Genomic DNA, 24,086 nt, shown 5'->3' on the forward strand with positions numbered 1-24,086 from the left:
GATGAACCTGCACCAGTACGCTGAAACCCATGAGGTCACCAACCAGCCACCGTCCCTGGACGGGGCCAACCTGTACCGCATCGACCTGCCACTGCAGGAATGGTCGCGGCGCTACGGGGCGGGTTGGGCGCAGGAGCGCATCGACGCGTACGGTGCCCTGGCCGGCGGGCCGCTGATGGCCGCAGGCTTTCTGGCCAACCAGAACAAGCCGCAGTTCAGCAGCCATGACCGTTATGGCCATCGCATCGACCTGGTGGAGTTCCATCCGGCCTATCATGAACTGATGCGCACGGCCATCGAGCATGGCCTGCCGTCCTTGCCGTGGACCGACCCGCGTGAAGGCGCGCATGTCGCCCGCGCCTCGATGACCTACCTGCACAGCCAGGCCGAAGCCGGTAGTGGTTGCCCGCTGACCATGACCTTTGCCGCGGTGCCGGCGCTCAAGCTGCAACCTGAGCTGGCCGAGTACTGGCTGCCGAAAGTGCTGGCCACCGAATACGACCCGCGCAACCTCGGCGATCGCCACAAGGCCGGCGTGACCCTGGGCATGGCCATGACCGAGAAGCAGGGCGGCACCGATGTGCGTGCCAACACCACCCGCGCCTATCCGGTGGGAGCACCCGGCCCGGGACAGGCCTATGAGCTGGTCGGGCATAAATGGTTCTGTTCGGCGCCGATGTGTGATGCCTTCCTGACCCTGGCGCAGACTGACAAGGGCTTGAGCTGCTTCCTGCTGCCGCGCCACCGCCCGGATGACAGCCGCAACCAGTTCTATATCCAGCGCCTGAAGAACAAGCTCGGCAACTGCTCCAACGCCTCCAGCGAGGTCGAGTTCCGTGGCGCCCTGGCCTGGATGATCGGCGAAGAAGGCCGCGGCGTGCCGACCATCATCGAGATGGTGGCCATGACCCGCTTCGACTGCATGGTCGGCTCCAGCGCCCTGATGCGTCAGGCCCTGACCCAGGCTGCCCATCATTGTGCCCATCGCCAGGTCGGCGGGCGCTTGCTGGCCGAGCAGCCATTGATGCAGAACGTGTTGGCCGATCTGGCCCTGGAAAGCGAAGCGGCGCTGGCCCTGAGCCTGCGCATGGGCCGCGCCCTCGACCAGCCGGATGATCCGCACCAGACGCGTTTTGCCCGCTTGATTACCGCCGTGGGCAAGTACTGGATCTGCAAGCGTGCGCCGGCAATGATCAACGAAGCGGCCGAATGCATGGGCGGCGCCGGTTATGTCGAAGATAGCATCCTGCCGCGGCTGTACCGCGAAGCGCCGGTCAACTCGACCTGGGAAGGTTCGGGCAATGTCCAGTGTCTGGACGTGTTGCGGGCACTGTCCAAGGAGCCAGGTGTGCTCGACACGTTGTTCGCCGAGCTCGGTGATGGCCACGGCGACCCGCGCCTGGCCGCACATATCGGTAACCTCAAGGCGGCCTTTGCCGACACCGCGGACATCCAGTACCGCGCCCGCCAGCTCACCGAAGACATCGCCGTCGGCCTGCAGGCCAAGCTGCTGCTCGAAGCCGGTAACGCCGCGGTCAGCGATGCCTTTATTGCCAGCCGCCTGGGCGGCAATGGCCGGGTGTATGGCGTACTGCCCCGTGGCGTCGACGTCGCCGCGCTGGTGCAACGCTCGACCCCGAACTGGCCGCTCTAACGTGCGTGCCTTTGCCGCCGGATATAGGCAAGATGGGCGTATGCATGTCAGACAGGAAGTACATTGTGAGCCGTACTGATGAAGCCTTCGTTGTCGTAGCAACCGCCGAGCAGGCCGTCGATCGCCTCGCCGCCCTGCACGAACAAGCCACCGCGGCCCTGAGCCAGGCGCTCAAGCGCTACCTCAAGGACCGTACCGAGCCGGATGCCGAGGAGCGCGCACTGTTCCGCTACCCCGAGCTGCGCCTGACCTACCAGTACCATGGCGAAGTGCCGGCGATCACCCGCGCCTATGCCAAGGTCCAGTTGCCGGGCACCTACAGCGTGACCGTGACCCAGCCGGCGGCGTTCCGGGCTTACCTGCTGGAGCAATTGAAGCCGCTGATGCGCGACTTCACCGTCACGGTTGAAGTGGGCGTCAGTCAGCAGAACATTCCGTACCCCTATGTGGTCGAGCAGGGCGATGAGCTGGCCGGTACGGGCATTACGGCTGCGGCGCTGGCGCGGGTGTTCCCCAGCACCGATCTTTCTGCCGCCACCGATGGCATCGCTGACGGCCTGTACGACTGGGCCAACGTCGACCCGCTGCCGCTGGCGCTGTTCGACGCCGCGCGGGTGGATTTTTCCCTGCGCCGCCTGGTGCATTACACCGGCAGCGACTGGCGCCATGTGCAGCCGTGGATCCTGCTGACCAACTACCACCGCTATGTCGACCAGTTCATCAGCCACGGCCTCGAGCGGTTGCGTGACGACCCGCGCTTCGTGCGCATGGTCCTGCCCGGCAACGTAATCATCGAAAAGGCCATGGACAACGGCGAAGCGCAGGCCCTGGTTGCCGGAGTGGTGTGGCACCGCTACCAGATGCCGGCCTACCACCTGATCGCCGCCGATGGCGACGGCATCACCCTGGTCAACATCGGCGTCGGCCCGTCCAACGCCAAGAACATCACCGACCACCTGGCGGTACTGCGCCCGCATTGCTGGCTGATGATCGGCCACTGTGGCGGCCTGCGCCAATCGCAGACCATCGGCGACTACGTGCTGGCCCACGCCTACATGCGCCGCGACGGGATTCTCGACCGGGTAGTGCCGCCGAACATTCCGATTCCGGCCCTGGCCGAAGTGCAACTGGCCTTGCAGGAAGCGGCGGCGCAAGTGACCGGCGAGCGTGGCGACGAGCTGAAAAAGCGCCTGCGCACCGGCACCGTGCTGACCTACGACGACCGTAACTGGGAGTTGCGCTGGGCGCAGGAGCGGCCGTTGATCAACCTGTCGCGGGCGGTGGCGGTAGACATGGAGAGCGGCACCATCGCCGCCCAGGGCTATCGTCTGCGGGTACCCTACGGCACTTTGCTGTGCGTTTCCGACAAGCCGCTGCACAGCGAGATCAAACTGCCGGGGGCTGCCAACGCCTTCTACAACCGGGCGGTCAGCCAGCACTTGAAGATCGGCATCGCTGCCCTCGACCTGCTGCGTACCGAGCTCAACTCACTGCACTCGCGTAAACTGCGCAGTTTTGACGAGCCGCCGTTCCGCTGAGGCCCCATGTCGTTACCCCCACGCTCCAAGCCGCGGCGCCCCGCGGCCAAACCCGCCGGCCCGCGTCGCCACGCCAAGGCGCCGCCGGCCGAGCCGCGGTTGATCCTGTTCAACAAGCCCTTTGACGTGCTGACCCAGTTCAGCGACGGCGAAGGGCGCGCGACCCTCAAGGACTTCATCGCCATCCCCGGCATCTACCCGGCTGGGCGGCTGGACCGTGACAGCGAGGGCCTGCTGCTGTTGACCAACGACGGCCAGTTGCAGGCGCGGATCGCCGACCCCAGGCACAAGCTGGCGAAAACCTATTGGGTACAGGTAGAAGGGGAGCCGAGCGAGGAGCAACTGCAGCGTTTGCGCGATGGCGTCGAGCTCAACGACGGCCCGACTTTGCCGGCCCAGGCCCGTCAGCTCGACGAGCCCGAACTGTGGCCACGCAACCCGCCGGTACGCTTTCGCAAAAGCGTACCGACAAGCTGGCTGGAGCTGGTCATCAAGGAAGGGCGCAACCGTCAGGTGCGGCGCATGACCGCTGCCGTCGGCTTGCCGACCCTGCGCCTGGTGCGCGTGCGGATCGGCGACTGGAGCCTGGATGGCCTCGATCAGGGCCAGTGGCGGGAAGTACCGGCCAGGCTTTAGACGCCTTCGATAAAGCCGATCACCACGCTTTTGATGATGAAGGCGAGGATGCCCAGGCCCAGCACGAAAAACAGGATGAAGGTGCCGAACTTGCCGGCCTTGGATTTTTTCGCCAGGTCCCAGACGATAAAACCCATGAAACCAATCAGGATGGTGACCAGGATGGTCATCATCCATTCTTCGAACAACGCAGGATCCATCGATACTCTCCGGCAGGTTGAGGCGCGCGATTATACGCCGCCGTTGCCAGCCTGACTAACGCAGGTGCGTGAGCGGCAGTTCGGTGCTGGCCAGTACCTGGTTGAGAACAAAGCTGGAGCGCACGCTGGTCACGCCTTCGATACGGGTCAGGTGGCCGAGCAGCAACTGCTGGTAATGGTCCATGTCGGGCACCACGACTTTCAGTTGGTAGTCGGCATCCATCCCGGTCACCAGGCTGCATTCGAGCACCTGCGGCAGGCTGCGGATCGCCGCCTCGAAGGTCTCGAAACGCTCGGGAGTGTGCCGGTCCATGCCGATCAGCACATAGGCGGTCAGGCTCAGGCCGAGCTTCTTGCGGTCGAGCAGGGCGACCTGGCGGGCAATATAACCGTCGTCTTCCAGTTGCTTGACCCGACGCGAGCAGGGCGAAGGTGACAGGCCGATGCGTTCGGCCAGTTCCTGGTTGGAGATACGCGCGTCGCGCTGCAATTCGGCAAGAATGCTCAGGTCATAACGGTCGAGCTTGCTCATGGGATTGGCCTTTTCTGTTTCGATTGCGTCGAATTATCAATCTGTAGGCAAAAATTGCGCAAGTGATATTTAAATGAGCAATCTTCGCAATCCTCTGCCGCTGCCATCGCCGTATTCTTATCACCAGAATCACTGCCCGGACATCAGTCCAGTGCGGCGGGCCGAATCAGGCCAGCTGCGGCCAGCAACCCCACCAGGTTGTGCTCGGCCCCCGGGCTACACACTGTCCACAAGACGGCGTGAGGTGAGCCGGTGTCACAAGCGCCGAGCACGGACAAAATTCTCAAAGGGAGACCCCAGGGTCTCCCTTTTTTATTACTCAAATTTCATCTGGCGGCCGATAACCCCTGGCAGACGGCCTGATAGAGTAATCACAGGCCCCTTGTTATCGGTCCGAGAGGAAAGTATGAAGTCGCGTGTCTGGCGTATGGCGGGTGTGGGTGTGCTGTGCATGAGTGTCAATCTGCCGCTGCTGGCTGAGGGGCAGGGAGCTTCACCCCTGCAGTCGCGGCCCGATGAAGTGCGCCAGACCCAGGAGCCACGCACCGGCTATTACCAGGATATCCCGCGGCGCAACGACAACCGCTATTACCACGCCGGTGGCGGCGGGCATGGGAATGGCCACGGCAATGGCTGGGGGCCGGGGCCGCAATACCGCCCGGGGCAAACCATCGAACACTTCCCCGAGCAGTACTGGAAAGTACCCTATCGCGGGCATGACTACTTCTATTCCGGCGGTTACTGGTATCGCCCGCAAGGCCCGCGCTATGTAGTGGTGACTCCGCCCTATGGCGTGCGGGTCAACTACCTGCCCGACTATGCCCAGCAAGTGTGGATAGGCAGTGCGCTGTTCTTTCTGGCGGCAGGGACGTATTACCAGTACCTGGAAGACAGCCGCGAGTATGTGGTGGTCAACCCGCCGGCGGCCAGTACGCCGGCCCGAAGCGGCCCAGGTTATGACGTGATTGCTTATCCCGCGCAGGGCCAGAGCCCGCAGCAGCTTGATCGCGACCGCTACGAATGCCATCGCTGGGCGGTGCAGCAGACCGGTTTTGACCCGGCTGCGGCCAGCTACGCGCCGTCGGCGCAGGTGGCCGATAACTATCGGCGGGCGCAGGGTGCTTGTTTGAGCGGGCGAGGTTATAGCGTCAATTGACCCAGGGCTGCTGCGCAGCCCATCGCTGGCAAGGCCTCACAGCACCGGATCCGCATGCACCAGCACTTCAGCCTTGGGGTACTTGCTGTTGATCGCCGCCGCTGCCTGGTCACACAAGGCGTGGGCCTGGGTCAGCGGCAGGTCCCCGGGCAACTCCAGGTGCAGCTGCACGAACCAGTGGCTACCCGACACCCGCGTACGCAAGTCGTGGGCGCCGCGCACCCCCGGCACACTGCAGGCCAGCGCCAGCATCTGATCGCTGATGTCGCCGGGCAGCTCCTGATCCATCAGGATCGAGCTGCTCTCGCGGGCAATCTGCAGGGCGCTCCAGAGGATGTACAGGGCAATGCCCAGGCCGAAGATTGCATCCAGCTGTGGCCAGCCAAAGCGCGCCAGCACCAGGGCAACGAGGATGCTGCCGTTGAGCAGCAGGTCAGAGCGGTAATGCAGTGAGTCGGCGCGCACCGCGGTCGAGCCGGTGATGCGGATCACCTTGCCCTGCAGCATCAGCAAGGCAATGGTCAGCACCAGCGACAACAGCATCACCGCAATGCCGATGCCGGTGTCACCCAGAGGCTGCGGATTCTGCAGCCGCTCAACCGCCTGCACGCCGATCAACACCGCGCTGACGCCGATGAACAGCGCCTGGGCCATGCCGGCCATGGCTTCGGCCTTGCCGTGGCCGTAACGGTGGTCGTCATCGGCCGGGCGCAGGGCGTAGTGCACCGCCAGCAGGTTGAGGAACGAGGCGACGCCATCGAGGGCCGAGTCGGTCAACCCGGCCAGCAGGCTGACCGAACCGCTGAGCCACCAGGCCAGCGCCTTGGTCAGGATCAGGATACTGGCCACCGCCAGCGATGCGCGGGTGGCCAGGCGCAGCAGGCGTTGGTGTTCAGCCGAGGGAGTCATGCCTAAAGTGGCTTCCTGTCAGAGTTCAAGCAGCGGGCTTGAGGCCGTACATGGCCAGTTGCTCGACACTGCCCTTGTGCTGGATCAGGCGCGGGTCGTTGAGCGGCAGGCGCTGGCCCAGTTCGCTTTCGAGAATAGCCTGCAGCTTGCTGTTGTCGACCTTGCCGTCGGCGCTGATGGCTTCATTGAGTTTTTCAGGCGCGACCTGGGCGGTGGTGCCGCCGGGCAGGTAGATGGCGCCGGTGGCGAAGTCGATGCCGAAAGCGATCAGGCCCGGGATCACATAGAAAAGAATGCCGATGGCGTCGAGGGCAGCGACCACCGGGTCGATCTTGCCTTCGATCTGGCCGCGCCGGTCGGGGAAGAACAGGGTGCCGCAGGCGGTCAGTTGGCTCAGCAGGGTGGCGATCACGACGCCGCCAATGACACGGGAGGGAATACGCATGGAAGTCTCCGGAATGAAGGCGACAAAGATACAGGCAAAGAGCCTGTATCTACAGCTAAGACCATGATAAGGCAGGCTCGGTTCGCCGTTATACTCGGCGGATTGTTTGAGGGCCACCATGAAATCATTACCGATCGATGCCGTACTGCCAGCCTTGCGCGCCGCCTTGAGCCAGCGCCACGAGGCAGTGCTCGAAGCGCCCCCCGGCGCCGGCAAGACCACCCGCGTACCGCTGGCGCTGCTCGATGAGCCGTGGCTGGCCGGGCAGCGCATCCTCATGCTCGAACCTCGGCGCCTGGCGGCGCGGGCGGCGGCCGAACGGCTGGCCAGCGAGCTGGGTGAGCAGGTCGGGCAAACGGTCGGTTACCGCATTCGCCTGGACAGCAAGGTCGGGCCGAACACGCGCATCGAGGTGGTCACCGAAGGGATTCTCACCCGCCGCCTGCAGGCCGATCCGGCGCTGGACGGAGTGGGCCTGCTGATCTTCGACGAATTCCACGAGCGCAGCCTCGATGCTGACCTGGCCCTGGCCCTGAGCCTCAATGGTCGCGAATTGTTGCGTGACGACCCGCCGCTGAAAATCCTGCTGATGTCGGCGACCCTTGAGGGCGAGCGCCTGTCGAGCCTGCTCGACGATGCTCCGGTGGTCAGCAGCGAAGGGCGCATGTACCCGGTGGATATTTGCTGGAGCCGGCCGTTCCAGGCAGGCGAGTTCATCGAGCCGCGGGTGGTCGATACGGTGCTGCAGGCCATCAGCGACGAGTCGGGCAGCGTGCTGGTGTTCCTGCCGGGGCAGGCGGAGATTCGCCGCGTGCATCAGTCACTGCAGGAGGCCCTGGGCGAGCGCCGCGATATCCTCCTGTGCCCGCTGCATGGCGAGCTCGATCTCAATGCCCAGCGCGCCGCCATCGACACGCCAGCCGCCGGCCTGCGCAAAGTGGTGCTGGCGACCAACATCGCCGAGACCAGCCTGACCATCGACGGTGTGCGCGTGGTGGTCGATGCGGGCCTGGCGCGGGTGCCGCGCTTTGATCCTGGCAGCGGCATGACCCGCCTGGACACCCAGCGCATCTCCCGCGCCAGCGCCACCCAGCGTGCTGGCCGCGCTGGGCGCCTGGAGCCCGGCGTGTGTTATCGCTTGTGGTCCGAAGCCCAGCACGAGCAACTGGCGGCCTATGGCGCGGCCGAAATTCTCCAGGCTGACCTGGCTGGATTGGCCCTGCAACTGTCGCGCTGGGGCGTTACCCCCGAACAACTGCGCTGGCTCGACCAACCGCCTGCGGCCGCCTATGGCCAGGCGCTGGAGCTGTTGCAGCGCCTGGGCGCATTCAAGGCCGACAGCCCGGACAGCCTCAGCGCCCACGGCCAGGCCATGGCCGAACTGCCGGCGCATCCGCGCATCGCCCACCTGCTGTTGCGCGGCCAGGACCTGGGCCTGGCCGACATGGCCTGCGATGTCGCCGCCTTGCTCGGTGAGCGCGACATTCTGCGCGGCGGCGGTGCCGACCTGCATAGCCGCCTGGCCCTGCTCAGCGGCGAAACCCGCGCGGCCAAAGGCGCGCAGGGCGGTGTGCAGCGCGCCCGGCAACTGGCCCGTCAGTACCGCGGTTACCTGCGCGGCAAAGCCACTGCAGCCGTCGCCGACCCCGAGCATTCGCGCTGGCTCGGCGCCCTGCTGGCACTGGCTTATCCCGACCGCGTTGCGCAGCAGCGGCGTGCCGGCGGTGCGGAATATCGCCTGGCCAACGGTCGCGCTGCGTTGTTTGGCGAAGCCGATGCCTTGATGAAACATTCGTGGCTGGTGATCGCCGATCTGGGCAGCCGTCAGGGCCAGCGCGAGGAGCGCATTTACCTGGCCGCCGATTTCGACCCGGCGCTGTTCGATGGGGTGCTGGCCGAACAGGTGCGCAGCCTGGATATCCTCGACTGGGACGAACGCGAGAACGTTTTGCGTGCCGAGCGTCAGCGCAAGGTCGGCGAGCTGGTGCTCAGCCGCGAGCCTTTGACCGGCCTGGATGAAGACGCCCGCGCCAAGGCACTGCTGGAACTGGTGCGGCGCAAGGGTCTGGAGTTGCTGTCGTGGACGCCCGAGCTGCGCCAGTGGCAGGCGCGGGTGGCGCTGTTGCGCCAGCTCGACCTGGCAAGCCGTGGTGAAAGCGAGTGGCCGGACCTGGGTGATGCCGCGCTGCTGGCGAACCTGTCCGAGTGGTTGCAACCCTACCTGGGCAAGGTCACCCGCCTGAGCCATTTTGCCCAGCTCGACCTCGCGTCGATCTTGCGCAACCTGCTGCCCTGGCCGCTGCCCCAGCGCCTGGATGAGCAGGCGCCGGTGCACCTGAGTGTGCCCTCGGGTTCGAACATTCGCCTGGACTACAGCGAAACCCCGCCGATTCTCGCCGTGCGTCTGCAGGAACTGTTCGGCCTGGCCGAAACTCCGCGCATCGCCCAGGGCCGTCAGCAAGTCCTGCTGCATTTGCTGTCGCCCGCGCGCAGGCCGGTACAGGTGACTCAGGACCTGGCCAACTTCTGGCGCAGTACCTATGCCGAAGTGAAGAAAGACCTCAAAGGGCGCTACCCCAAGCACTACTGGCCGGATGACCCGTTGGTGGCCGAAGCCACGGCGCGGGCCAAGCCGCGCAAGTAGTCACGGCTGCGCCGGCAACAGCAGGCGCGCCGTCACTGGCAGGTGATCGGAAATCTCCAGGGTGTCCTGCTGAATTACCTGTGCCCCCAGACGCTGCAGTTTGGGGCTGTGGAACAGGTAGTCGAGGGTGCGGTCCGGGCCTTGCAGGTTGCGGTCGTTGGGGTAGTGGGTCAGCCAGGCCGCGCGGTCGGCGCCGCTGGCTTCGGCGTTGCTGGGGATCATCGGGTATTTGTCCCAGAGCAGATGCAGGTCGCTGTCGGCACCGTACTGGCCGCGCAGTTCGGCCGGCAGGCGGCGGTACTGGCCGAGCGGCAGCAGGTTGAAGTCGCCGCCGATCAACCACGGCGTGCCTTGGCTTTCCAGCTTGTCGAGCAGGCGCGTCACCTGTTGCACCTGCTGGCGCTGGATATCGCTGCCGGCTTCGAAGGTCGCCAGGCGGGTGTTGAGCACCGCCAGCTGACCGCCATCGCGCAGCGGCAGGTAGCTGGCAACAATCGCCTGCTGCGGTTGCAGCAAGCGCTGCCAGGCATTGCTGGCGTCGACCGGCAATTGCAGGCGCTCGGCCTGCTTGATCGGGTAGCGGCTCAGGGTCGCCAGGCTGCGGCCGACACTGCCGAAGATGTGCCAGTCGGGGACGAAATCGGCTTTCCAGTCGTAGGCCTGCACCGCGCAGGGGTAAATATCCACCAGCCGTTCGCGCAGCAGTGCCAGTTGGTCTTGGTAGCCGCTGGCCTTGGCGTTGTTGTCCAGTTCCTGGAGCAGGACGATGTCCGGCTGCTCGGCGCGGATTACCCGCGCCACTTCATCAAGGTTGAAGGCGAGGTCTTCAGGGGTAGGGCGGGTATCGTCGCCGCGGCCCTGGTCGTACCAGAATACGTAGCGCTTGCCGGCCAGGTACTGCACGTTCCAGGTCATCACCTTGAGCACCTGGCCGGGTACCAGCGCCGCCGTGCTGGCCCGGCAACTGACCGCCAGGCTCTCGCGCGGTTCAGGTTGCCAGCTCAGCTGGCTGGCCAGCAGCCACAGCAGGGCGATCACAACAAGCAGGGTCAGCAGGGCGTTGCGCAGTAGTCGGGTCATCGGCTAACCAGTCAGGACAGCGGTGGCTCTGTCGCCGGTTCGCTGACCAGCATGTACAGGCGGAACATCACTACGGTGCTGAACAGCTGCAAAAAGCCGTTGCCGCTATCCAGAGCCAGTTGCGCCAGCGGCGACGGCTCGGGCACCAGCATCATGCTCAGGCCGTCGATCAGCCACAGCACTGCCATTACGCCGAGGACGCAACTGAAGATGCGCCAGAAGTTGCCGGTGGTCATCTGGAAACTGGTACGCATGGCTTCGATCGGTGGCTGGCCGCGCAATACCAGGGCGTATTCGGCAAACACCAGGTGGATCATCACCCAGATGCCGGGAATGATGAACAGCGCGGCGCCGGCCATGATCAGCAACGAGCTGAGCATCACCATCAGCGCAAACGACGGCCACAGGCGCAAGGCCATGGCCAGCAGGTTGCGCTTGAGCGGGGCGTAGCCGTTGCTGCGGCTGTCGAGGTAGAGGATCAGCGCGGCGCTGTACAGCGGGTAGAACAGCAGGCTGACCAGCATGCCGTAGCCTGGCGAGGCGTCCTTGCCCAGTTGCTGGTACAGCAATTGGGCGCACAGGGCTTCGAGCACCACCAGCGGCAGGCACAACTGGGCAATGCTCAGCAGGTGACGGCGGAAGAAATACAGGGAGTCGCGCAGAACACTAAGCGGATTCATCGGTCGATATCGCATTGAATAAAAGCAGGGCGTCACTTTAGCCCAGGCGCTGGCCAACCTGAAGAAAGTTTAATCCCGGCTTGTGTTGAATCTGGCGCCTCGGCACCCCATTTTACCGGTACCCGTTTTTCCGCTTTTGCAGTGAGGTTGCCCATGAACAGTGAAGAACAAACCCTGATCGACGGCCTGTTCGGTCGGCTCAAGCAGGCCGAAGATCCGGCCGTGCCGCGTGATGCCCAGGCCCAGGCGCGCATTGGCGAGCACCTGCAGCAGCAACCGGCGGCGCCTTACTACATGGCCCAGGCGATCCTGGTGCAGGAAGCGGCGCTCAAGCGCCTGGATGAACAGAACAAGCAACTGCAGGCCGAGCTCAAACAGGCCAAGGCCCAGGTAGCCGCTACCGCACCGAGCAGCAGTGGCGGCTTCCTGTCGAGCATCTTCGGCAGCGGCACCCGCGACCCGCAGCCGGTGCAAAACCAGGCGGCGGCCAGCGCTCCTGCCAGTGGTGGCGGCTGGCGCGAACCGTCGCGCCCCTCGTTCAACCCGCCGGCCCAGCAGCAGGGCTTCAACGCAGCTCCCGCCCAGGCCCCGGCCCGCGGCGGTGCCAGCAGCTTCCTTGGTGGCGCGCTGCAAACTGCTGCAGGCGTGGCCGGCGGGGTGATGCTGGCCCAGGGCATCAGCAGCCTGTTCAACCATCACTCGCAGCCTGAAGAGGTGGTCGAAGTGATCAAGGAAGAACCAGCACCCGCCAGCGATAGCGGCGGCTGGGGCAGCAACGACGAGCAGCGCCTGACCGCCGACAACGGCGGCTATGGCAACGACCAGGGCGGCTTCATCGACACCGACTACGGCAGCGATGATGGCGGCTTCTTCGGCGGCGACGACGACAGCTTCGTCTGACCGCGCTTACCCGCATGGCCCGCGGGCTGGCATACTGGGCGCCGAAACGGCCCCGGTGTGCGGCGGCCGGCAACAGCGCCGTGGCGCCATGAGGAAAAGCGGTGAAGAAGATCGCGGTATTCGCCGATGTGCAAAACCTCTACTACACCGTGCGCCAGGCCTACGGTTGCCACTTCAACTACGCGGCGCTGTGGGCCGATATCAGCCAGCACGGGCAGATCGTCGAGGCGGTGGCTTACGCCATCGACCGCGGCGACAGCAAGCAGCAGCAGTTTCAACAGATCCTGCGCAACCTCGGTTTCACGGTCAAACTCAAACCCTACATCCAGCGCAGCGACGGCTCGGCCAAGGGCGACTGGGACGTGGGCATCACCCTCGATGTGATCGATGCCGCCGCGCGGGTCGATGAGGTGGTGCTGGCCTCCGGCGACGGCGATTTCGACCTGCTGCTGGAACGGGTCATCAGCCGTCACGGCATTCAGGCCGTTGCCTATGGCGTGCCGGGGCTGACCGCCAACTCACTGATTCGCGCTGCTAGCCGATATGTGCCCATCGAGGGCAGCCTGCTGCTCAAGCATTAAGATTTTTGAGGTTGTCGTTTTGGAACGTATCGCTGTCATCGACTTTGAAACCACTGGCATTTCACCCGGCGCCGGTTGCCGCGCCACCGAAGTGGCGGTGGTCATGCTGGAACGCGGGCGCATCGTCGAGCGCTACCAAAGCCTGATGAATGCCGGGGTACCGGTACCGGCGTTTGTCGCCGGCCTGACCGGTATCACCACCGCCATGCTGCGCAGCGCGCCGCCAATTGCCCGGGTGATGAACGAAGTAGCCGAGTTCGTTGGCGATACGCCGATGCTCGCCCACAACGCCTCGTTCGACCAGAAGTTCTGGGACTACGAGCTGGCGCAGATCGGCCGTAGCCGTAGTCAGCGTTTCGCCTGCTCGATGTTGCTGGCGCGGCGCCTGATGCCCTCGGCGCCAAACCACAAGCTGGGCACCCTGACCCGCTGGGCCGGCCTGCCTGACACCGGCACCGCGCACCGGGCCATGGCCGATGCCGAAATGGCCGCCAACCTCGCCCAGCACCTGGCCGGACAATTGCGCCAGCAGGGCGTCAACGGCGTTTCCCACCAATTGTTCTGCAGCCTGCAGAAAGTCCCCGCGGCGAAGATCGGCGAAGCGCTGAAAACCTATCGCTAGGCCTTCTTGCCGTTGTGTTCCAGGTGGCCCAGCGGCAAGCGCCGTTCCACGGCGCTGGAGAGAATGATCGAGGTCTTGCTGAAGCCGAACCGGGCGACCCGGTTGATCAGCTCTTCGAGTTCCGGCATCGAACCCACTGCCGCTTGCATGATCACGCAGGGGTCGCCGGTCACCCGGTGGCACTCGGTCAGTTGCGGAATCTGCGTGAGTTCTTCGTAGGTTTGCTGGTTGCCATGGCTGGCCAGGCGCAGTTCGATCACGCACTGGATCGGCAGGCCGATCTTCTCCAGGTCGACCTTGGCCTGGTAGCCGGTAATCACCCCGCTGGCCTCAAGCTTGGCCACCCGCTCGGCCACCGCCGGAGCGGAGAGATTGACCTTGCGCGCGAGCTCGGCGAAGGAGGCGCGGCCGTTGTCCAGCAGGGCGCTGAGGAGCATGCGATCGTATTTGTCCATGGGTTTCCAGGGGCGGGTTGTTGATTCCAAGGCGCAAGGCCAAAAGATCCGTTGTTTCAAAAGTGTACGGTTCGTTTAAACAGGTTTTGTAACTTATGTTTACTGCGCTGCCTTTCTAAACTAACTGCCCGACACCCATAATTCGAGCCCCCCATGCCTGCCTCCCGTCGCTTCCCGTTAGTCTTGATCGGTGCCTTTCTCGCCTTGTACCTGGTCTGGGGCTCGACTTACCTGGTGATTCGCATCGGCGTCGAATCCTGGCCGCCGTTGCTGATGGCCGGGGTGCGTTTCGTCATTGCCGGCTCCTTGCTCTACGGCTTTTTGCGCTGGCGCGGCGTGCCGGCGCCGACCTGGCCGCAATGGCGGGCGGCGAGTGTCATCGGCGTATTGCTGCTCAGTTGCGGCAACGGCGGCGTAACCCTGGCTGAACATGCCGGTGTAGCTTCAGGCGTGGCAGCGCTGGCGGTGGCCACAGTGCCGCTGTTCACCTTGATGTTCGGCCTGCTCTGGGGCCATCGCAACACCCGTCTGGAATGGGCCGGGATTGTCCTCGGCCTGGTCGGCATCGCCTTGCTCAACCTCGGCTCCAACCTGCAGGCCAGCCCGGTCGGCGCTGCGCTGATCCTGTTTGCCGCCGCCTCCTGGGCCTTCGGTTCGGTCTGGAGCAAAAGCCTGCCGCTGCCCGCCGGGCCGATGGCCAGCGCCGCAGAAATGCTTGTCGGTGGCGTGGTCTTGCTGCTCGGCAGCGCCCTGAGTGGCGAACGCATGACCCAGATGCCTACCGCCGCTGGCTGGGGGGCGCTGGCCTATCTGGTGTTCTTCGGTTCGATCCTGGCCTTCAGCGCCTACATGTACCTGCTCAAGCATGTGCGCCCGGCCGCAGCCACCAGTTATGCCTACGTCAACCCGGCGGTGGCGGTGTTGCTGGGGATCGTTTTTGCCGGCGAGCAAATTGGTTTCGAGGAATGCGTGGCAATGGCGGTTATCATTGGCGCCGTTGTGCTGATCGGTGTGCCGCAGTGGCGCCGGCCGGCAGTGGAAAAAGCCAAAACTGTTGGCGAAGTGGAAGGTGAACTGTGTAAATGAAAGGACGTTTTGCCAGGAAGGCAGTGAAGATTTTTGCTTGTGTGGCCTTGCTCGTAATGGGCGTGGTCATGCTGTACGACGGTAAGCAAACCTTCATGACCCTGTATTTCCAGGAACCCATCTCTCTGGAAAACAGTTTCGAAATCGAGGCCGCCTATTTGCAGGCCGTGCGCCAAGCCATGGCCCCCTGGCCGATCCCGGCGGGCAAGCTCGAACTGCGTCTTGAGCCCGGCAACCGGCAAGCGTTGCAGGTGCGTTTTGCCAAGGATGCCCTGGACGCCGGGCAGCGTCAGCAACTGCGGGCGCTGTTCGAGTCATTCGAGCCTGCGCGGGAAGAGGTTCGGCCCACTGGCCGGCTGCTGGTCGACATGCGTCAGGCGCGTCAGGTGGGCCTGGGTGTTTACGATTTTGGCCCGGCGCCCGCTGAAGTCGTCGCGCTTGGCGAGATGTCGCTGGCGCTGCACTTCAGCTTTCCTTCGCAAATCGATGTGCAACTGCGGCGCAACGAGCAGGCGACTGCGCAAAAGCCGCAGGCCGATATGATCTGCGAGGCTAGCGCCAGGCTGAATGGCGCCTTGCCCTTCGAGGTGACCGAGTTCGATGTCAGTGGCGCCGATCTGCGTGGCGAGATGAAACTGCGCATGCCCAGCGGTTTACAACTGCGGGCGCCGGCGCAATTGTCGTTCGATGAGCAGCGATTGCTTGAGCGCCTGGAAATGGGCGATATGCGGGTGCGGATCCAGCGCCCGGAGACTATCGACCGGTTGGTGTTCGAGTTCGGCAAAATTGGCACTGTCAGGGATCAGCCTTACCTGTTTTTCATCCGCAGCGATCCCGAAGCATTCGCGGCATGTCGTGCGATTGCCTACCAGAGCGGCAGGCCGTTTTCGTTCTACCTGGGTGAAGGGCTCGATCGCCTGCTCAAGGTACGCTTTGCACCGCAAGGCTGATAGCGATGGCGGCACGCGCCGGGCCTGAACAAGGTAAACTGCCGCCATTGCTGAATTCCCCTGACGGTATTGCCATGACTTTCGCCAAACTCGGCCTGATCGAACCCTTGCTGCGCGCGCTCGAGCGCCTGGACTACAACACCCCGACACCGGTCCAGGCCCAGGCCATTCCTGCCGTACTGGCCGGCCGCGACCTGATGGCCGCCGCCCAGACCGGCACCGGCAAGACCGCAGGTTTTGCCCTGCCGCTGCTGCAACGCCTGACCCTGGAAGGGGCCAAGGTCGCCAGCAACTCGGTGCGCGCCCTGGTGCTGGTGCCGACCCGTGAACTGGCCGAACAGGTTCACGCCAACATTCGTGAGTACGCCGAGCACCTGCCGCTGAGCACCTATGCGGTGTACGGCGGGGTCAGCATCAACCCGCAGATGATGAAGCTGCGCAAGGGCATCGACCTGCTGGTGGCCACCCCGGGCCGGCTGCTCGACCTGTTCCGCCAGAACGCAGTCAAGTTCAACCAGTTGCAGGCGCTGGTGCTCGATGAAGCCGACCGCATGCTCGACCTGGGTTTTGCCGAAGAGCTGCGCGCGGTGTACGCCGCCCTGCCGGCACGCCGGCAAACCCTGCTGTTCTCAGCGACGTTCTCTGACGAGATCCGCCAACTGGCCGCGCAGACCCTCAATGACCCGCTGAGCATCGAAGTCAGCCCGCGCAATGTCACCGCCAGTACGGTCAAACAGTGGATCGTGCCGGTGGACAAGAAGCGCAAGCCGGAGCTGTTCAGCCACCTGATGCGCAAGCAGCGCTGGAAGCAGGTGCTGGTGTTCGCCAAGACCCGCAATGGCGTTGACCAGTTGGTCGAGCGCCTGCGTGGCCAGGGCGTCAATGCCGACGGCATTCATGGCGACAAGCCCCAGGCAACCCGCCAGCGTGCCCTGGACAGCTTCAAGGCCCGCGAGATCCAGATCCTGGTCGCCACCGATGTGGCGGCGCGCGGGCTGGATATCGACGACCTGCCGCTGGTGGTCAACTTCGACCTGCCGATCGTCGCCGAGGACTATATTCACCGCATCGGTCGTACCGGGCGCAAAGGCAATAGCGGTGAGGCGATTTCGCTGGTGTGCGCCGACGAAGTGCAGCTGCTGTCGGCGATTGAAACCCTGACCCGCAAGACCTTGCCACGCCACGAAGAGCCGGATTTCATTCCGGACCACAAGGTGCCGATGACCGATGCCAGCGGCCAGGTGCTGAAGAAGCCGAAAAAGCCGAAGAAGCCCAAGGAAAGCAGCAGCAAGCGCAGCCTCGGGCGCTGGATGGACAGCGCTGAAGCGCCAGCGGCAGCGCCGCAGGCCAAGCCGGTACGCAAGGTGCCGGCCTTCAATACCGGGCCGCGCAAGCGCAAGCCTTGACCCGCGATTATTCAGCCATTAAGCCACTCCAGCAGCCCCAACCCGGCCTTGCGCCCACTGGCAAAACAGGCAGTCAGCAGATAGCCGCCGGTTGGCGCTTCCCAGTCGAGCATTTCACCGGCACAGAACACGCCGGGCAGCTGCTTGAGCATCAAGCGCTGATCCAGTGCTTCGAAGGTTACTCCGCCGGCACTGCTGATCGCTTCGTCCAGCGGGCGAGGGCGCACCAGGGTGATCGGCAAGGCCTTGATCGCCCGCGCCAGCAAGGCCGGGTCAGCAAAGGTCGGTTGATCGGTCTGCTCTCGCAACAACGCCGCCTTGACCCCGTCCAGCCCCAGTTGACTGTGCAGGTGCTTGGCCATTGAGCGCGAACCCCGCGGCTTGGCCAGGGCCTGCTGGATTTTATCCACAGGCCGGTTGGGCAGCAGGTCGACCAGCACCCTGGCGCTGCCATCGCGGTTGATCGCTTCGCGGATCTGCGCCGACCAGGCGTACACCAGGCTGCCCTCCAGGCCTTGGGCAGTGAGCACGCATTCGCCCAGGCGCGGCGCCTGGCCGGCAAGGCTCAGGGCGATGTTCTTCAGCGGCGCGCCGGCAAACTTGTCCTTGAGCAGCGCGCTCCAGCCCTCGACCTCGAAGCCGCTGTTGGCCGCCTGCAATGGCGCGATCTGCACGCCTTGCGCTTGCAGCCAGGGCAGCCAGGCCGCATCGGAGCCCAGGCGTGCCCAGCTGCCGCCGCCCAGCGCCAGCACGGTGGCGGTCGGCTTGAGCGCCAGCTCGCCCTGTGGATAAGCGATTCGCAAACTGCCATCGGCATTCCAGCCCAACCAGCGATGGCGGGTGTGGATAACGACCCCGGCATCGCGCAGGCGCTTGAGCCAGGCGCGCAAAAGTGGCGCGGCTTTCATGTCGCGGGGGAACACCCGGCCGGAACTGCCGACGAAGGTTTCGATGCCCAGGTCGTGAATCCACTGGCGCAGCACATCGGCATCGAAGCCTTCGAGCAGGCGGGCAACGTCTTGCGTGCGCTCGGCATAACGGGCGATGAATGCCGGGTAAGGCTCGGAGTGGGTGATGTTCATGCCACCGACCCCGGCCAGGAGAAACTTGCGCCCCACCGAGGGCATGGCGTCGTACAGCTCGACGGCGACCCCGGCCTGGCTCAGCACTTCGGCGGCCATCAACCCGGCCGGCCCGCCTCCGATAATGGCAACGTGTGGGCGGTCGGTGGTGCAAGTGTCGGTCATGGTCGGCTGCAAGCTGGAAAAAAGAGCCGGCATTCTACCTTAGCGCGGCGCCCGGAATCACTGATCAAAAAACGTACAGCGGCCTCAAGGCCCTGTGGTTAAAGGCCTTGAGGGGCTTTCCCGCAGGTTATCCACAGGCGGTTCCACAGTCATTGTGAGTAACCCAGCACACGGCTGGCGCTGTGGTGCAGTATGCCGTGGCGGCGGGCGAGGGCCTCGCGGTCCTTGCTGTAGCCACCGCCAATCACCCCAACCACCGGAATGTCCCGGCCCAGGCAGTGGCGCAGCACGCTTTGGTCACGGGCGGCGACGCCTTCATCGGTCAGTTGCAGATAACCCAGGGCGTCGTCCTTGTGCACATCGACCCCGGCGTCGTACAGCACCAGGTCCGGGCGGTACAGCGGCAACAGGTAGTTGAGCGCGTCATCGACCACCTTCAGGTACGCCTGGTCGCCCATGCCGCGCGGTAGAGGGATGTCCCAGTCGCTTTCGGCCTTGCGCGCGGGGAAGTTCTGCTCGCAATGCAGCGATACGGTGATCGCGTCCGGGGTGTCATGGAGGATGCGCGCGGTACCGTCGCCCTGGTGCACGTCGCAATCGAAGATCAGCACCTTGTGCACCCGCCCGGCGGCGAGCAGGTAATGGCTGATCACCGCCAGGTCATTGAAGATGCAAAAGCCGGCCGGGTGATCGTAATGGGCGTGATGGGTGCCACCGGCCAGGTGACAGGCGATGCCATGCTCCAGCGCCTGCTCGGCTGCCAGCAGCGAGCCGCCGACCGCGCGCACGGTACGCCGCGCCAGGGCTTCGCTCCAGGGCAAGCCAAGGCGGCGCTGGTCTTCGCGCGACAGCTCGCCGTTCATGTAGCGCTCGATATAGGTGCGGTCATGGGCCAGGGCGAGGATGTCGTTGGGGCAAACCTCGGGGCGTAGCAACGCCGCGTCGGTAGTCAGGCCGCTGGCGACCAGGTGGTCGCGCAACAGGCGGAACTTGTCCATCGGAAAGCGGTGCTCGGCGGGAAACTCCGGGCTGTAGTCGTCGTGGTAGATCAGCGGCAGCGGCATGGCAGGGTCTTGAGCGAGACAGAAGCTGATCTTGCCAGTTACCAAGGCCGTTACGCCAGCTTCTACAATGAGTAGCAATCCCTTGCACAGGCGTACTTATGGTGTTGGCTTCATGGACTTTCTGGGCGGTGTTATCCGCCGTGTTCGCCGCGTTGACCGCGATCTTCGCCAAGGTCGGCATCAGCGGCATCAACTCCGACTTCGCCACCTTGCTGCGTACGGTGGTGGTGCTGATCAGCCTGGCGCTGATTCTGTATGCCACCGGCCAGTACCAGTCGCTGAGTTCGATCCCGGCCCGCAGCTATCTGTTTCTGGTGTTGTCGGGGCTGGCCACCGGCGCCTCGTGGATCTGTTACTTCCGAGCCCTGCAGTTGGGCCAGGCGTCACAGGTGGCGCCTGTGGATAAACTTAGCGTGGTGCTGGTGGCGGTACTTGGCGTAACCCTGTTGGGCGAGCGGCTTGACTTGCGCCAGTGGGCCGGCATCAGCCTGGTCACTCTGGGCGTAGTGATGCTGGCGTGGCGTTGATCAATGCCTGCGTGCGTGCCCTGGTCGCCACCCGCGCGGGAGCCTGTAATGCCAGCCGGCCGTAAAAGAACAGTGCTGTCAGCCAGGTCGTCAGCCAGACGAAGATCCCTGCCCAGAAGGTGTGCGACATATAGTGCCAGCCCTGCAGCACGCGCGTGGTGCCAAACACCAGCCCGAGCAACAACACCGCCACCAGCAGTTTGCGCGCATGCGCCCAGCGATGGCGTCGGGCAACGAAGTACAGCGCCAGCAAGGTAAAGCCGCTGGAGGCGTGGCCACCCGGCCAGCAACGCCCGGCACCGGCCTTGTCCAGCCAGCTGAAGTTCTCGAACCATTCCTGGCGCAGCTCGCTGCCACCGTACAGGGTGGTCTCCACCGGGCAGTACACGCTGGTGTGGCTTTTCAGGTAATGGATGACCGTGGTGCTCAGGGCGAAGGCCACCACCACGAACAGCAAGTCGCGTCGGTAGCGGGTGGTCAAGCGCAGCACCGCAGCGATACGCCAGGTGTTCAACATGCGGCTGGCAGTGGACTGTGGATAAGCGGCAAAGCGTGGCCAGATAAACGACAACAGCGAGCCGATGACTGCCAGCTCGCCGGTCCAGTTCGGCAAGATGCGCGGCCACTTGTGGGTCGCTTTCTCGAACCATTGGTTGTGCAGCAGCGGGAACTGGCCGCTGGCCGGGTCGAGCAGCAGGTTGCTGATCAGCCGGTCGAGGCTGGTGAGGTCGAACAGCAAAAAAACCACGGCAGCCAGCAGCAGCGGCAAACCCAGGTTGGTCAGATAGAAGTCGCGGCGAGAGGGGCCCGGCATGCTTTACATTCCTGCGCTGGCGACAAGTTTGCGCCATTCATTGGCGTTCATCTGCCCGAGAATCCGCGCCTTGCCGTTGCTGCCCATGGACACGAACAAGGCACTGGCATAGGCGCTGGAGCGTTCACCACCGGGCACATTCAACTGCCGCTCAAGATGATCGATGCAACCACTGTGGGTGACCAGCACCAGGTTATGGTCGGCGCGCTTGTGCTTGAAGGCGGCATCGGCAAAACCCTTGTCGCATTGCTTGAGCCAGTCCTCGCTGGCGATCGCCTTGCCGAACATGAAGTGCGCAGTTTGCTGGGTGCGCACCTCCGGGCTGCTCAGCACCTGAGCGTTGTTCAGGCCCAGGCGCTGGATGCCGTTACCGACGTCGCTGGCCGCCTGGCTACCCTCGAGGGTAATGCCGCTGGGGTCGCCCAGGCAGCGGTTGTGCGAACGGTCGCAACGTTCGGCATGGCGGATCAGGACGATGACCGCGCCCTTGGCCCATTCGCTGTAAACACCACTGTTGTGCATCTGATTGTCGCTGCCCAGGTCCACGATCGGTGTCCTCGATGTCCACCACAGTGCAAGGATGACCAGGGCGAGCAGGAGGCCCAGCCCGGTCAGCGGTTGGCGCCAGCGAGCGCCGCGTCGTCGCTGGGTGGCAGTGCTGGCGGTAAGCGCAGGCGTCAGGTGGGAAGATGACATAGGACCACTTCAGGCAGGTTCAAGAGTGAACGCACTGTAGAAAAGGTCAGGTTCAGAACCAGTGAAAGGGATGTGAAAAATAGCTTGGAGCTGAGGTTGTTACCTACGCTATAAACAGCAGGCTGTGGATAAGGAGCCGAGCATGACCCCGATATTGCAACTGGAAAGCGCACGGTTGCTGTTGCGCCAATGGCAGGATGACGACCTCAGGGAGTTCGCCGCGATGTGCGCCGACCCGCAGGTCATGCGTTACTTTCCTGCACCCTTGACCCGGGTCGAGAGCGCTGCGCTGATCGGCCGGATTCGCGGCCACTTCAATGAATACGGCTTTGGCCTGTGGGCCCTGGAGCGCAAGGACACCGGCGCCTTTATCGGCATGACCGGCCTGCTCAACGTGAGTTTTGCCGCCGATTTTACCCCGGCGGTGGAGATCGGCTGGCGCCTGGCCCGGCGCCACTGGGGGCTGGGTTTTGCCAGTGAAGCGGCCTGGACAAGCCTGCGCTGCGCCTTCGCTCAACTGGGCCTGGAGCAGGTGGTGTCGTTCACCACCGAGAGCAACCTGCCATCGCAAAAAGTCATGCAGGCCATCGGCATGCAGCAGGACCTGGCCGGCAGCTTCGAACACCCCAGGCTAGAGCCTGGCGACCCTTTGCGAGCGCACGTGTTGTACCGCATCGACCGCGCCCAGTGGCAGGCCACCCTGCGCGGCTGAATTGCACAACATACGGGCCGGCAATGACAAACCCTGTATTATTTGCCGCAGTTGCGCATTGCCTTGGAGAATCTTGAATGAGCCACGTGTTGGACGATCTGGTTGACCTGTTGAGCCTGGAATCGATCGAGGAAAACCTGTTCCGCGGGCGAAGCCAGGACCTGGGCTTTCGTCAGTTGTACGGTGGGCAGGTACTGGGCCAGTCGCTGTCGGCGGCCAGCCAGACGGTCGAGGAGGCGCGCCACGTGCACTCGCTGCACGGCTACTTCCTGCGCCCGGGCGACGCCAGCATGCCGGTGGTCTATTCGGTCGACCGCGTACGCGATGGTGGCAGTTTCAGCACCCGGCGGGTGACGGCGATCCAGAAGGGCAAGACCATCTTCACCTGCAGCGCCTCGTTCCAGTACGACGAGGAAGGCTTCGAGCACCAGAGCCAGATGCCCAAGGTGGTCGGCCCGGAAAACCTGCCGTCGGAAGTCGAGCTGGCCAAGCGCATGGCCGATCGCCTGCCTGAAGCCATTCGCGACAAGATGCTCTGCGCCAAGCCGATCGAAATGCGTCCGGTAACTGCCGAGGATCCGTTCAACCCCAAGCCCGGCGAGCCGGTCAAGTACGTCTGGTTCCGTGCTGACGGCAACCTGCCGGACGTGCCGGCGCTGCACAAGTACATGCTCGCTTATGCCTCGGATTTTGGCCTGTTGACCACCTCGCTGCTGCCCCATGGCAAATCGGTGTGGCACAAGGACATGCAGATCGCCAGCCTCGACCACGCGCTGTGGTTCCACGGCAACCTGCGCGCCGACCAGTGGCTGCTGTACGCCATGGACAGCCCGTGGGCCGGCAATGCCCGTGGTTTTGCCCGCGGCAACATCTACAACCAGGCCGGGCAACTGGTGGCTTCGTCGTGCCAGGAAGGCCTGATTCGTCATCGCCAGGACTGGCAATGAGCCTGCAGCAGATTCGCCACTGGGTGTTCGACATGGACGGCACCCTGACCGTTGCCGTGCATGATTTTGCCGCGATCAAGGTGGCGCTGGAAATTCCCCAGACCCACGACATCCTCACCCACCTGGCGGCCCTGCCGGCCGATGAAGCCGCAGCCAAGCACGCCTGGTTGCTGGAGCATGAACGTGAGCTGGCGATTGGTTCACGCCCGGCTACCGGTGCCGTGGAGCTGGTCCGCGAGCTGGCGGCGCGCGGTTGCCAGCTGGGTATCCTTACCCGCAATGCCCGGGAGCTTGCGCATATCACCCTTGAGGCAATCGGCCTGGCCGACTGCTTTGCCGTCGAGCACGTGGTCGGGCGTGATGAAGCACCGCCCAAGCCACACCCTGGCGGCTTGCTGAAGCTGGCCGACGCCTGGGCGGTGACGCCGAGCGAGATGGTCATGGTCGGCGACTACCGCTTTGACCTGGACTGCGGCCGGGCGGCGGGGGCGCGGACGATTCTGGTGAACCTGCCGGATAACCCCTGGCCAGAGCTGGCCGACTGGCATGCAGCGGATTGCCGGGCGTTGCAGGTGATGCTCGACAATTGAGTTGAATTCATCGCG

At 64.3% G+C, this 24,086-nt stretch carries 26 protein-coding genes; 15 read left to right on the forward strand and 11 right to left on the reverse strand.

Translation table 11 applies throughout. The features are described 5' to 3' along the window. Window position 1 precedes the first annotated feature (1 nt). The 3 genes from JYG36_RS04175 to JYG36_RS04185 are packed head-to-tail and all read left to right on the forward strand — an operon-like array spanning window position 2 to window position 3,828. Window positions 2-1,654 (forward strand): acyl-CoA dehydrogenase family protein, encoded by a 1,653-nt coding sequence (locus JYG36_RS04175; RefSeq protein WP_213603180.1) that lies wholly within the window; start codon window positions 2-4, stop codon window positions 1,652-1,654. Between the two features lie 32 nt (window positions 1,655-1,686). Continuing rightward, window positions 1,687-3,192 (forward strand): AMP nucleosidase, encoded by a 1,506-nt coding sequence (amn, locus tag JYG36_RS04180; RefSeq protein ID WP_401292543.1) that lies wholly within the window; start codon window positions 1,687-1,689, stop codon window positions 3,190-3,192. Between the two features lie 6 nt (window positions 3,193-3,198). Next, window positions 3,199-3,828, forward strand: a complete 630-nt coding sequence (locus JYG36_RS04185; protein WP_045199823.1) for a pseudouridine synthase — start codon at window positions 3,199-3,201, stop codon at window positions 3,826-3,828. On the opposite strand, the gene JYG36_RS04190 is transcribed toward JYG36_RS04185, so the two are convergent. Continuing rightward, complete coding sequence (locus tag JYG36_RS04190) at window positions 3,825-4,028, reverse strand: DUF2788 domain-containing protein (RefSeq protein WP_010222926.1); 204 nt, start codon at window positions 4,026-4,028, stop codon at window positions 3,825-3,827. The genes JYG36_RS04185 and JYG36_RS04190 overlap by 4 nt on opposite strands. Before the next feature lie 55 nt (window positions 4,029-4,083). Continuing rightward, window positions 4,084-4,560, reverse strand: a complete 477-nt coding sequence (locus tag JYG36_RS04195; protein WP_010222927.1) for an Lrp/AsnC family transcriptional regulator — start codon at window positions 4,558-4,560, stop codon at window positions 4,084-4,086. Window positions 4,561-4,966: 406 nt separating this feature from the next. On the opposite strand from JYG36_RS04195, the gene JYG36_RS04200 reads away from it, so the two are divergent. After that, window positions 4,967-5,716, forward strand: coding sequence for a DUF6515 family protein (locus tag JYG36_RS04200; protein WP_093379215.1), 750 nt, complete (start codon window positions 4,967-4,969; stop codon window positions 5,714-5,716). 36 nt (window positions 5,717-5,752) lie between these two features. Here the strand turns inward: JYG36_RS04200 and JYG36_RS04205 are convergent, their stop codons facing one another. Continuing rightward, complete coding sequence (locus JYG36_RS04205; RefSeq protein WP_213603182.1) at window positions 5,753-6,625, reverse strand: cation diffusion facilitator family transporter; 873 nt, start codon at window positions 6,623-6,625, stop codon at window positions 5,753-5,755. A 25-nt stretch (window positions 6,626-6,650) separates the two neighbouring features. Next, on the reverse strand, window positions 6,651-7,070 hold the full coding sequence (gene pmcY / locus JYG36_RS04210; protein ID WP_093379221.1) for a periplasmic Zn2+ metallochaperone PmcY: 420 nt from the start codon (window positions 7,068-7,070) through the stop codon (window positions 6,651-6,653). 118 nt (window positions 7,071-7,188) lie between these two features. Here pmcY and hrpB point away from each other — a divergent pair, with 118 nt between their 5' ends. After that, window positions 7,189-9,714 (forward strand): ATP-dependent helicase HrpB, encoded by a 2,526-nt coding sequence (gene hrpB, locus JYG36_RS04215; protein ID WP_213603184.1) that lies wholly within the window; start codon window positions 7,189-7,191, stop codon window positions 9,712-9,714. Here hrpB and JYG36_RS04220 read toward each other — a convergent pair whose 3' ends face one another. After that, complete coding sequence (locus tag JYG36_RS04220) at window positions 9,715-10,794, reverse strand: endonuclease/exonuclease/phosphatase family protein (protein ID WP_123565135.1); 1,080 nt, start codon at window positions 10,792-10,794, stop codon at window positions 9,715-9,717. An 11-nt stretch (window positions 10,795-10,805) separates the two neighbouring features. Continuing rightward, window positions 10,806-11,474, reverse strand: coding sequence for a DUF7847 domain-containing protein (locus JYG36_RS04225; RefSeq protein ID WP_045199812.1), 669 nt, complete (start codon window positions 11,472-11,474; stop codon window positions 10,806-10,808). A 153-nt stretch (window positions 11,475-11,627) separates the two neighbouring features. Between JYG36_RS04225 and JYG36_RS04230 the strand changes: the two genes are divergently transcribed. The 3 genes from JYG36_RS04230 to JYG36_RS04240 all read left to right on the forward strand — a co-directional run bounded on the left by JYG36_RS04230 (window position 11,628) and on the right by JYG36_RS04240 (window position 13,577). Beyond that, window positions 11,628-12,374, forward strand: a complete 747-nt coding sequence (locus JYG36_RS04230; protein ID WP_213603186.1) for a DUF2076 domain-containing protein — start codon at window positions 11,628-11,630, stop codon at window positions 12,372-12,374. A gap of 101 nt (window positions 12,375-12,475) precedes the next feature. Next, complete coding sequence (locus tag JYG36_RS04235; protein ID WP_036996945.1) at window positions 12,476-12,955, forward strand: LabA-like NYN domain-containing protein; 480 nt, start codon at window positions 12,476-12,478, stop codon at window positions 12,953-12,955. A 19-nt stretch (window positions 12,956-12,974) separates the two neighbouring features. Next, window positions 12,975-13,577, forward strand: a complete 603-nt coding sequence (locus JYG36_RS04240; RefSeq protein WP_045199808.1) for a 3'-5' exonuclease — start codon at window positions 12,975-12,977, stop codon at window positions 13,575-13,577. On the opposite strand, the gene JYG36_RS04245 is transcribed toward JYG36_RS04240, so the two are convergent. Beyond that, window positions 13,574-14,032, reverse strand: a complete 459-nt coding sequence (locus JYG36_RS04245) for an Lrp/AsnC family transcriptional regulator (RefSeq protein WP_045199806.1) — start codon at window positions 14,030-14,032, stop codon at window positions 13,574-13,576. The two genes, JYG36_RS04240 and JYG36_RS04245, sit on opposite strands and share 4 nt — an antisense overlap. A 153-nt stretch (window positions 14,033-14,185) precedes the next feature. On the opposite strand from JYG36_RS04245, the gene yedA reads away from it, so the two are divergent. From yedA to rhlE1, 3 genes are all read left to right on the forward strand, one after another. Further along, complete coding sequence (gene yedA / locus JYG36_RS04250; RefSeq protein WP_045199804.1) at window positions 14,186-15,118, forward strand: drug/metabolite exporter YedA; 933 nt, start codon at window positions 14,186-14,188, stop codon at window positions 15,116-15,118. A 41-nt stretch (window positions 15,119-15,159) separates the two neighbouring features. Further along, window positions 15,160-16,068, forward strand: coding sequence for a hypothetical protein (locus JYG36_RS04255; RefSeq protein WP_213603188.1), 909 nt, complete (start codon window positions 15,160-15,162; stop codon window positions 16,066-16,068). 74 nt (window positions 16,069-16,142) lie between these two features. Continuing rightward, a complete protein-coding gene (rhlE1, locus tag JYG36_RS04260; RefSeq protein WP_045200051.1) occupies window positions 16,143-17,474 on the forward strand; it encodes an RNA helicase RhlE1 in 1,332 nt (443 codons plus the stop codon). 11 nt (window positions 17,475-17,485) lie between these two features. Here the strand turns inward: rhlE1 and JYG36_RS04265 are convergent, their stop codons facing one another. Further along, the gene (locus JYG36_RS04265) at window positions 17,486-18,721 is read right to left on the reverse strand and encodes a TIGR03862 family flavoprotein (protein ID WP_213603190.1); all 1,236 of its coding nucleotides are present in this window, start codon (window positions 18,719-18,721) and stop codon (window positions 17,486-17,488) included. A 149-nt stretch (window positions 18,722-18,870) separates the two neighbouring features. Beyond that, entirely contained in the window at window positions 18,871-19,785 is a 915-nt protein-coding gene (locus JYG36_RS04270) for a histone deacetylase family protein (protein ID WP_093379240.1), read from the reverse strand. Window positions 19,786-19,883: 98 nt separating this feature from the next. Here JYG36_RS04270 and JYG36_RS04275 point away from each other — a divergent pair, with 98 nt between their 5' ends. After that, a complete protein-coding gene (locus JYG36_RS04275; RefSeq protein WP_123565145.1) occupies window positions 19,884-20,312 on the forward strand; it encodes an EamA family transporter in 429 nt (142 codons plus the stop codon). Here the strand turns inward: JYG36_RS04275 and JYG36_RS04280 are convergent. Both JYG36_RS04280 and pmrG read right to left on the reverse strand, forming a co-directional pair. Then, entirely contained in the window at window positions 20,278-21,126 is an 849-nt protein-coding gene (locus tag JYG36_RS04280; protein ID WP_213603192.1) for a phosphatase PAP2 family protein, read from the reverse strand. The two genes, JYG36_RS04275 and JYG36_RS04280, sit on opposite strands and share 35 nt — an antisense overlap. Before the next feature lie 3 nt (window positions 21,127-21,129). Then, on the reverse strand, window positions 21,130-21,822 hold the full coding sequence (pmrG, locus tag JYG36_RS04285) for a lipopolysaccharide core heptose(II)-phosphate phosphatase PmrG (RefSeq protein ID WP_249744393.1): 693 nt from the start codon (window positions 21,820-21,822) through the stop codon (window positions 21,130-21,132). 142 nt (window positions 21,823-21,964) lie between these two features. On the opposite strand from pmrG, the gene JYG36_RS04290 reads away from it, so the two are divergent. The 3 genes from JYG36_RS04290 to JYG36_RS04300 all read left to right on the forward strand — a co-directional run bounded on the left by JYG36_RS04290 (window position 21,965) and on the right by JYG36_RS04300 (window position 24,071). Then, on the forward strand, window positions 21,965-22,534 hold the full coding sequence (locus tag JYG36_RS04290) for a GNAT family N-acetyltransferase (RefSeq protein ID WP_093379253.1): 570 nt from the start codon (window positions 21,965-21,967) through the stop codon (window positions 22,532-22,534). A 77-nt stretch (window positions 22,535-22,611) separates the two neighbouring features. After that, entirely contained in the window at window positions 22,612-23,481 is an 870-nt protein-coding gene (gene tesB, locus JYG36_RS04295) for an acyl-CoA thioesterase II (protein ID WP_045199789.1), read from the forward strand. Further along, window positions 23,478-24,071: an HAD family hydrolase gene (locus JYG36_RS04300; RefSeq protein ID WP_123565149.1), complete on the forward strand. Its 594-nt coding sequence runs from the start codon at window positions 23,478-23,480 to the stop codon at window positions 24,069-24,071. The genes tesB and JYG36_RS04300 overlap by 4 nt, the downstream gene beginning before the upstream one ends. The last annotated feature ends 15 nt before the right edge of the window (window positions 24,072-24,086 follow it).

The sequence above is a fragment of the Pseudomonas sp. SORT22 genome (genome assembly GCF_018417635.1).
In the GTDB taxonomy this organism is placed as follows: domain Bacteria; phylum Pseudomonadota; class Gammaproteobacteria; order Pseudomonadales; family Pseudomonadaceae; genus Aquipseudomonas.

Coding starts and splice junctions, on each gene's coding strand:
- JYG36_RS04175 (WP_213603180.1), top strand. CDS start 2: ATGAACCTGCACCAGTACGCTGAAACCCATGAGGTCACCAACCAGCCA.
- JYG36_RS04195 (WP_010222927.1), bottom strand. CDS start 4,560: ATGAGCAAGCTCGACCGTTATGACCTGAGCATTCTTGCCGAATTGCAG.
- hrpB (WP_213603184.1), top strand. CDS start 7,189: ATGAAATCATTACCGATCGATGCCGTACTGCCAGCCTTGCGCGCCGCC.
- JYG36_RS04205 (WP_213603182.1), bottom strand. CDS start 6,625: ATGACTCCCTCGGCTGAACACCAACGCCTGCTGCGCCTGGCCACCCGC.
- amn (WP_401292543.1), top strand. CDS start 1,687: ATGGGCGTATGCATGTCAGACAGGAAGTACATTGTGAGCCGTACTGAT.
- tesB (WP_045199789.1), top strand. CDS start 22,612: ATGAGCCACGTGTTGGACGATCTGGTTGACCTGTTGAGCCTGGAATCG.
- pmrG (WP_249744393.1), bottom strand. CDS start 21,822: ATGTCATCTTCCCACCTGACGCCTGCGCTTACCGCCAGCACTGCCACC.
- JYG36_RS04275 (WP_123565145.1), top strand. CDS start 19,884: ATGGTGTTGGCTTCATGGACTTTCTGGGCGGTGTTATCCGCCGTGTTC.
- JYG36_RS04270 (WP_093379240.1), bottom strand. CDS start 19,785: ATGCCGCTGCCGCTGATCTACCACGACGACTACAGCCCGGAGTTTCCC.
- JYG36_RS04300 (WP_123565149.1), top strand. CDS start 23,478: ATGAGCCTGCAGCAGATTCGCCACTGGGTGTTCGACATGGACGGCACC.
- JYG36_RS04245 (WP_045199806.1), bottom strand. CDS start 14,032: ATGGACAAATACGATCGCATGCTCCTCAGCGCCCTGCTGGACAACGGC.
- JYG36_RS04190 (WP_010222926.1), bottom strand. CDS start 4,028: ATGGATCCTGCGTTGTTCGAAGAATGGATGATGACCATCCTGGTCACC.
- JYG36_RS04185 (WP_045199823.1), top strand. CDS start 3,199: ATGTCGTTACCCCCACGCTCCAAGCCGCGGCGCCCCGCGGCCAAACCC.
- JYG36_RS04265 (WP_213603190.1), bottom strand. CDS start 18,721: ATGACCGACACTTGCACCACCGACCGCCCACACGTTGCCATTATCGGA.
- JYG36_RS04200 (WP_093379215.1), top strand. CDS start 4,967: ATGAAGTCGCGTGTCTGGCGTATGGCGGGTGTGGGTGTGCTGTGCATG.
- rhlE1 (WP_045200051.1), top strand. CDS start 16,143: ATGACTTTCGCCAAACTCGGCCTGATCGAACCCTTGCTGCGCGCGCTC.
- pmcY (WP_093379221.1), bottom strand. CDS start 7,070: ATGCGTATTCCCTCCCGTGTCATTGGCGGCGTCGTGATCGCCACCCTG.
- JYG36_RS04280 (WP_213603192.1), bottom strand. CDS start 21,126: ATGCCGGGCCCCTCTCGCCGCGACTTCTATCTGACCAACCTGGGTTTG.
- JYG36_RS04220 (WP_123565135.1), bottom strand. CDS start 10,794: ATGACCCGACTACTGCGCAACGCCCTGCTGACCCTGCTTGTTGTGATC.
- JYG36_RS04225 (WP_045199812.1), bottom strand. CDS start 11,474: ATGAATCCGCTTAGTGTTCTGCGCGACTCCCTGTATTTCTTCCGCCGT.
- JYG36_RS04290 (WP_093379253.1), top strand. CDS start 21,965: ATGACCCCGATATTGCAACTGGAAAGCGCACGGTTGCTGTTGCGCCAA.
- JYG36_RS04230 (WP_213603186.1), top strand. CDS start 11,628: ATGAACAGTGAAGAACAAACCCTGATCGACGGCCTGTTCGGTCGGCTC.
- yedA (WP_045199804.1), top strand. CDS start 14,186: ATGCCTGCCTCCCGTCGCTTCCCGTTAGTCTTGATCGGTGCCTTTCTC.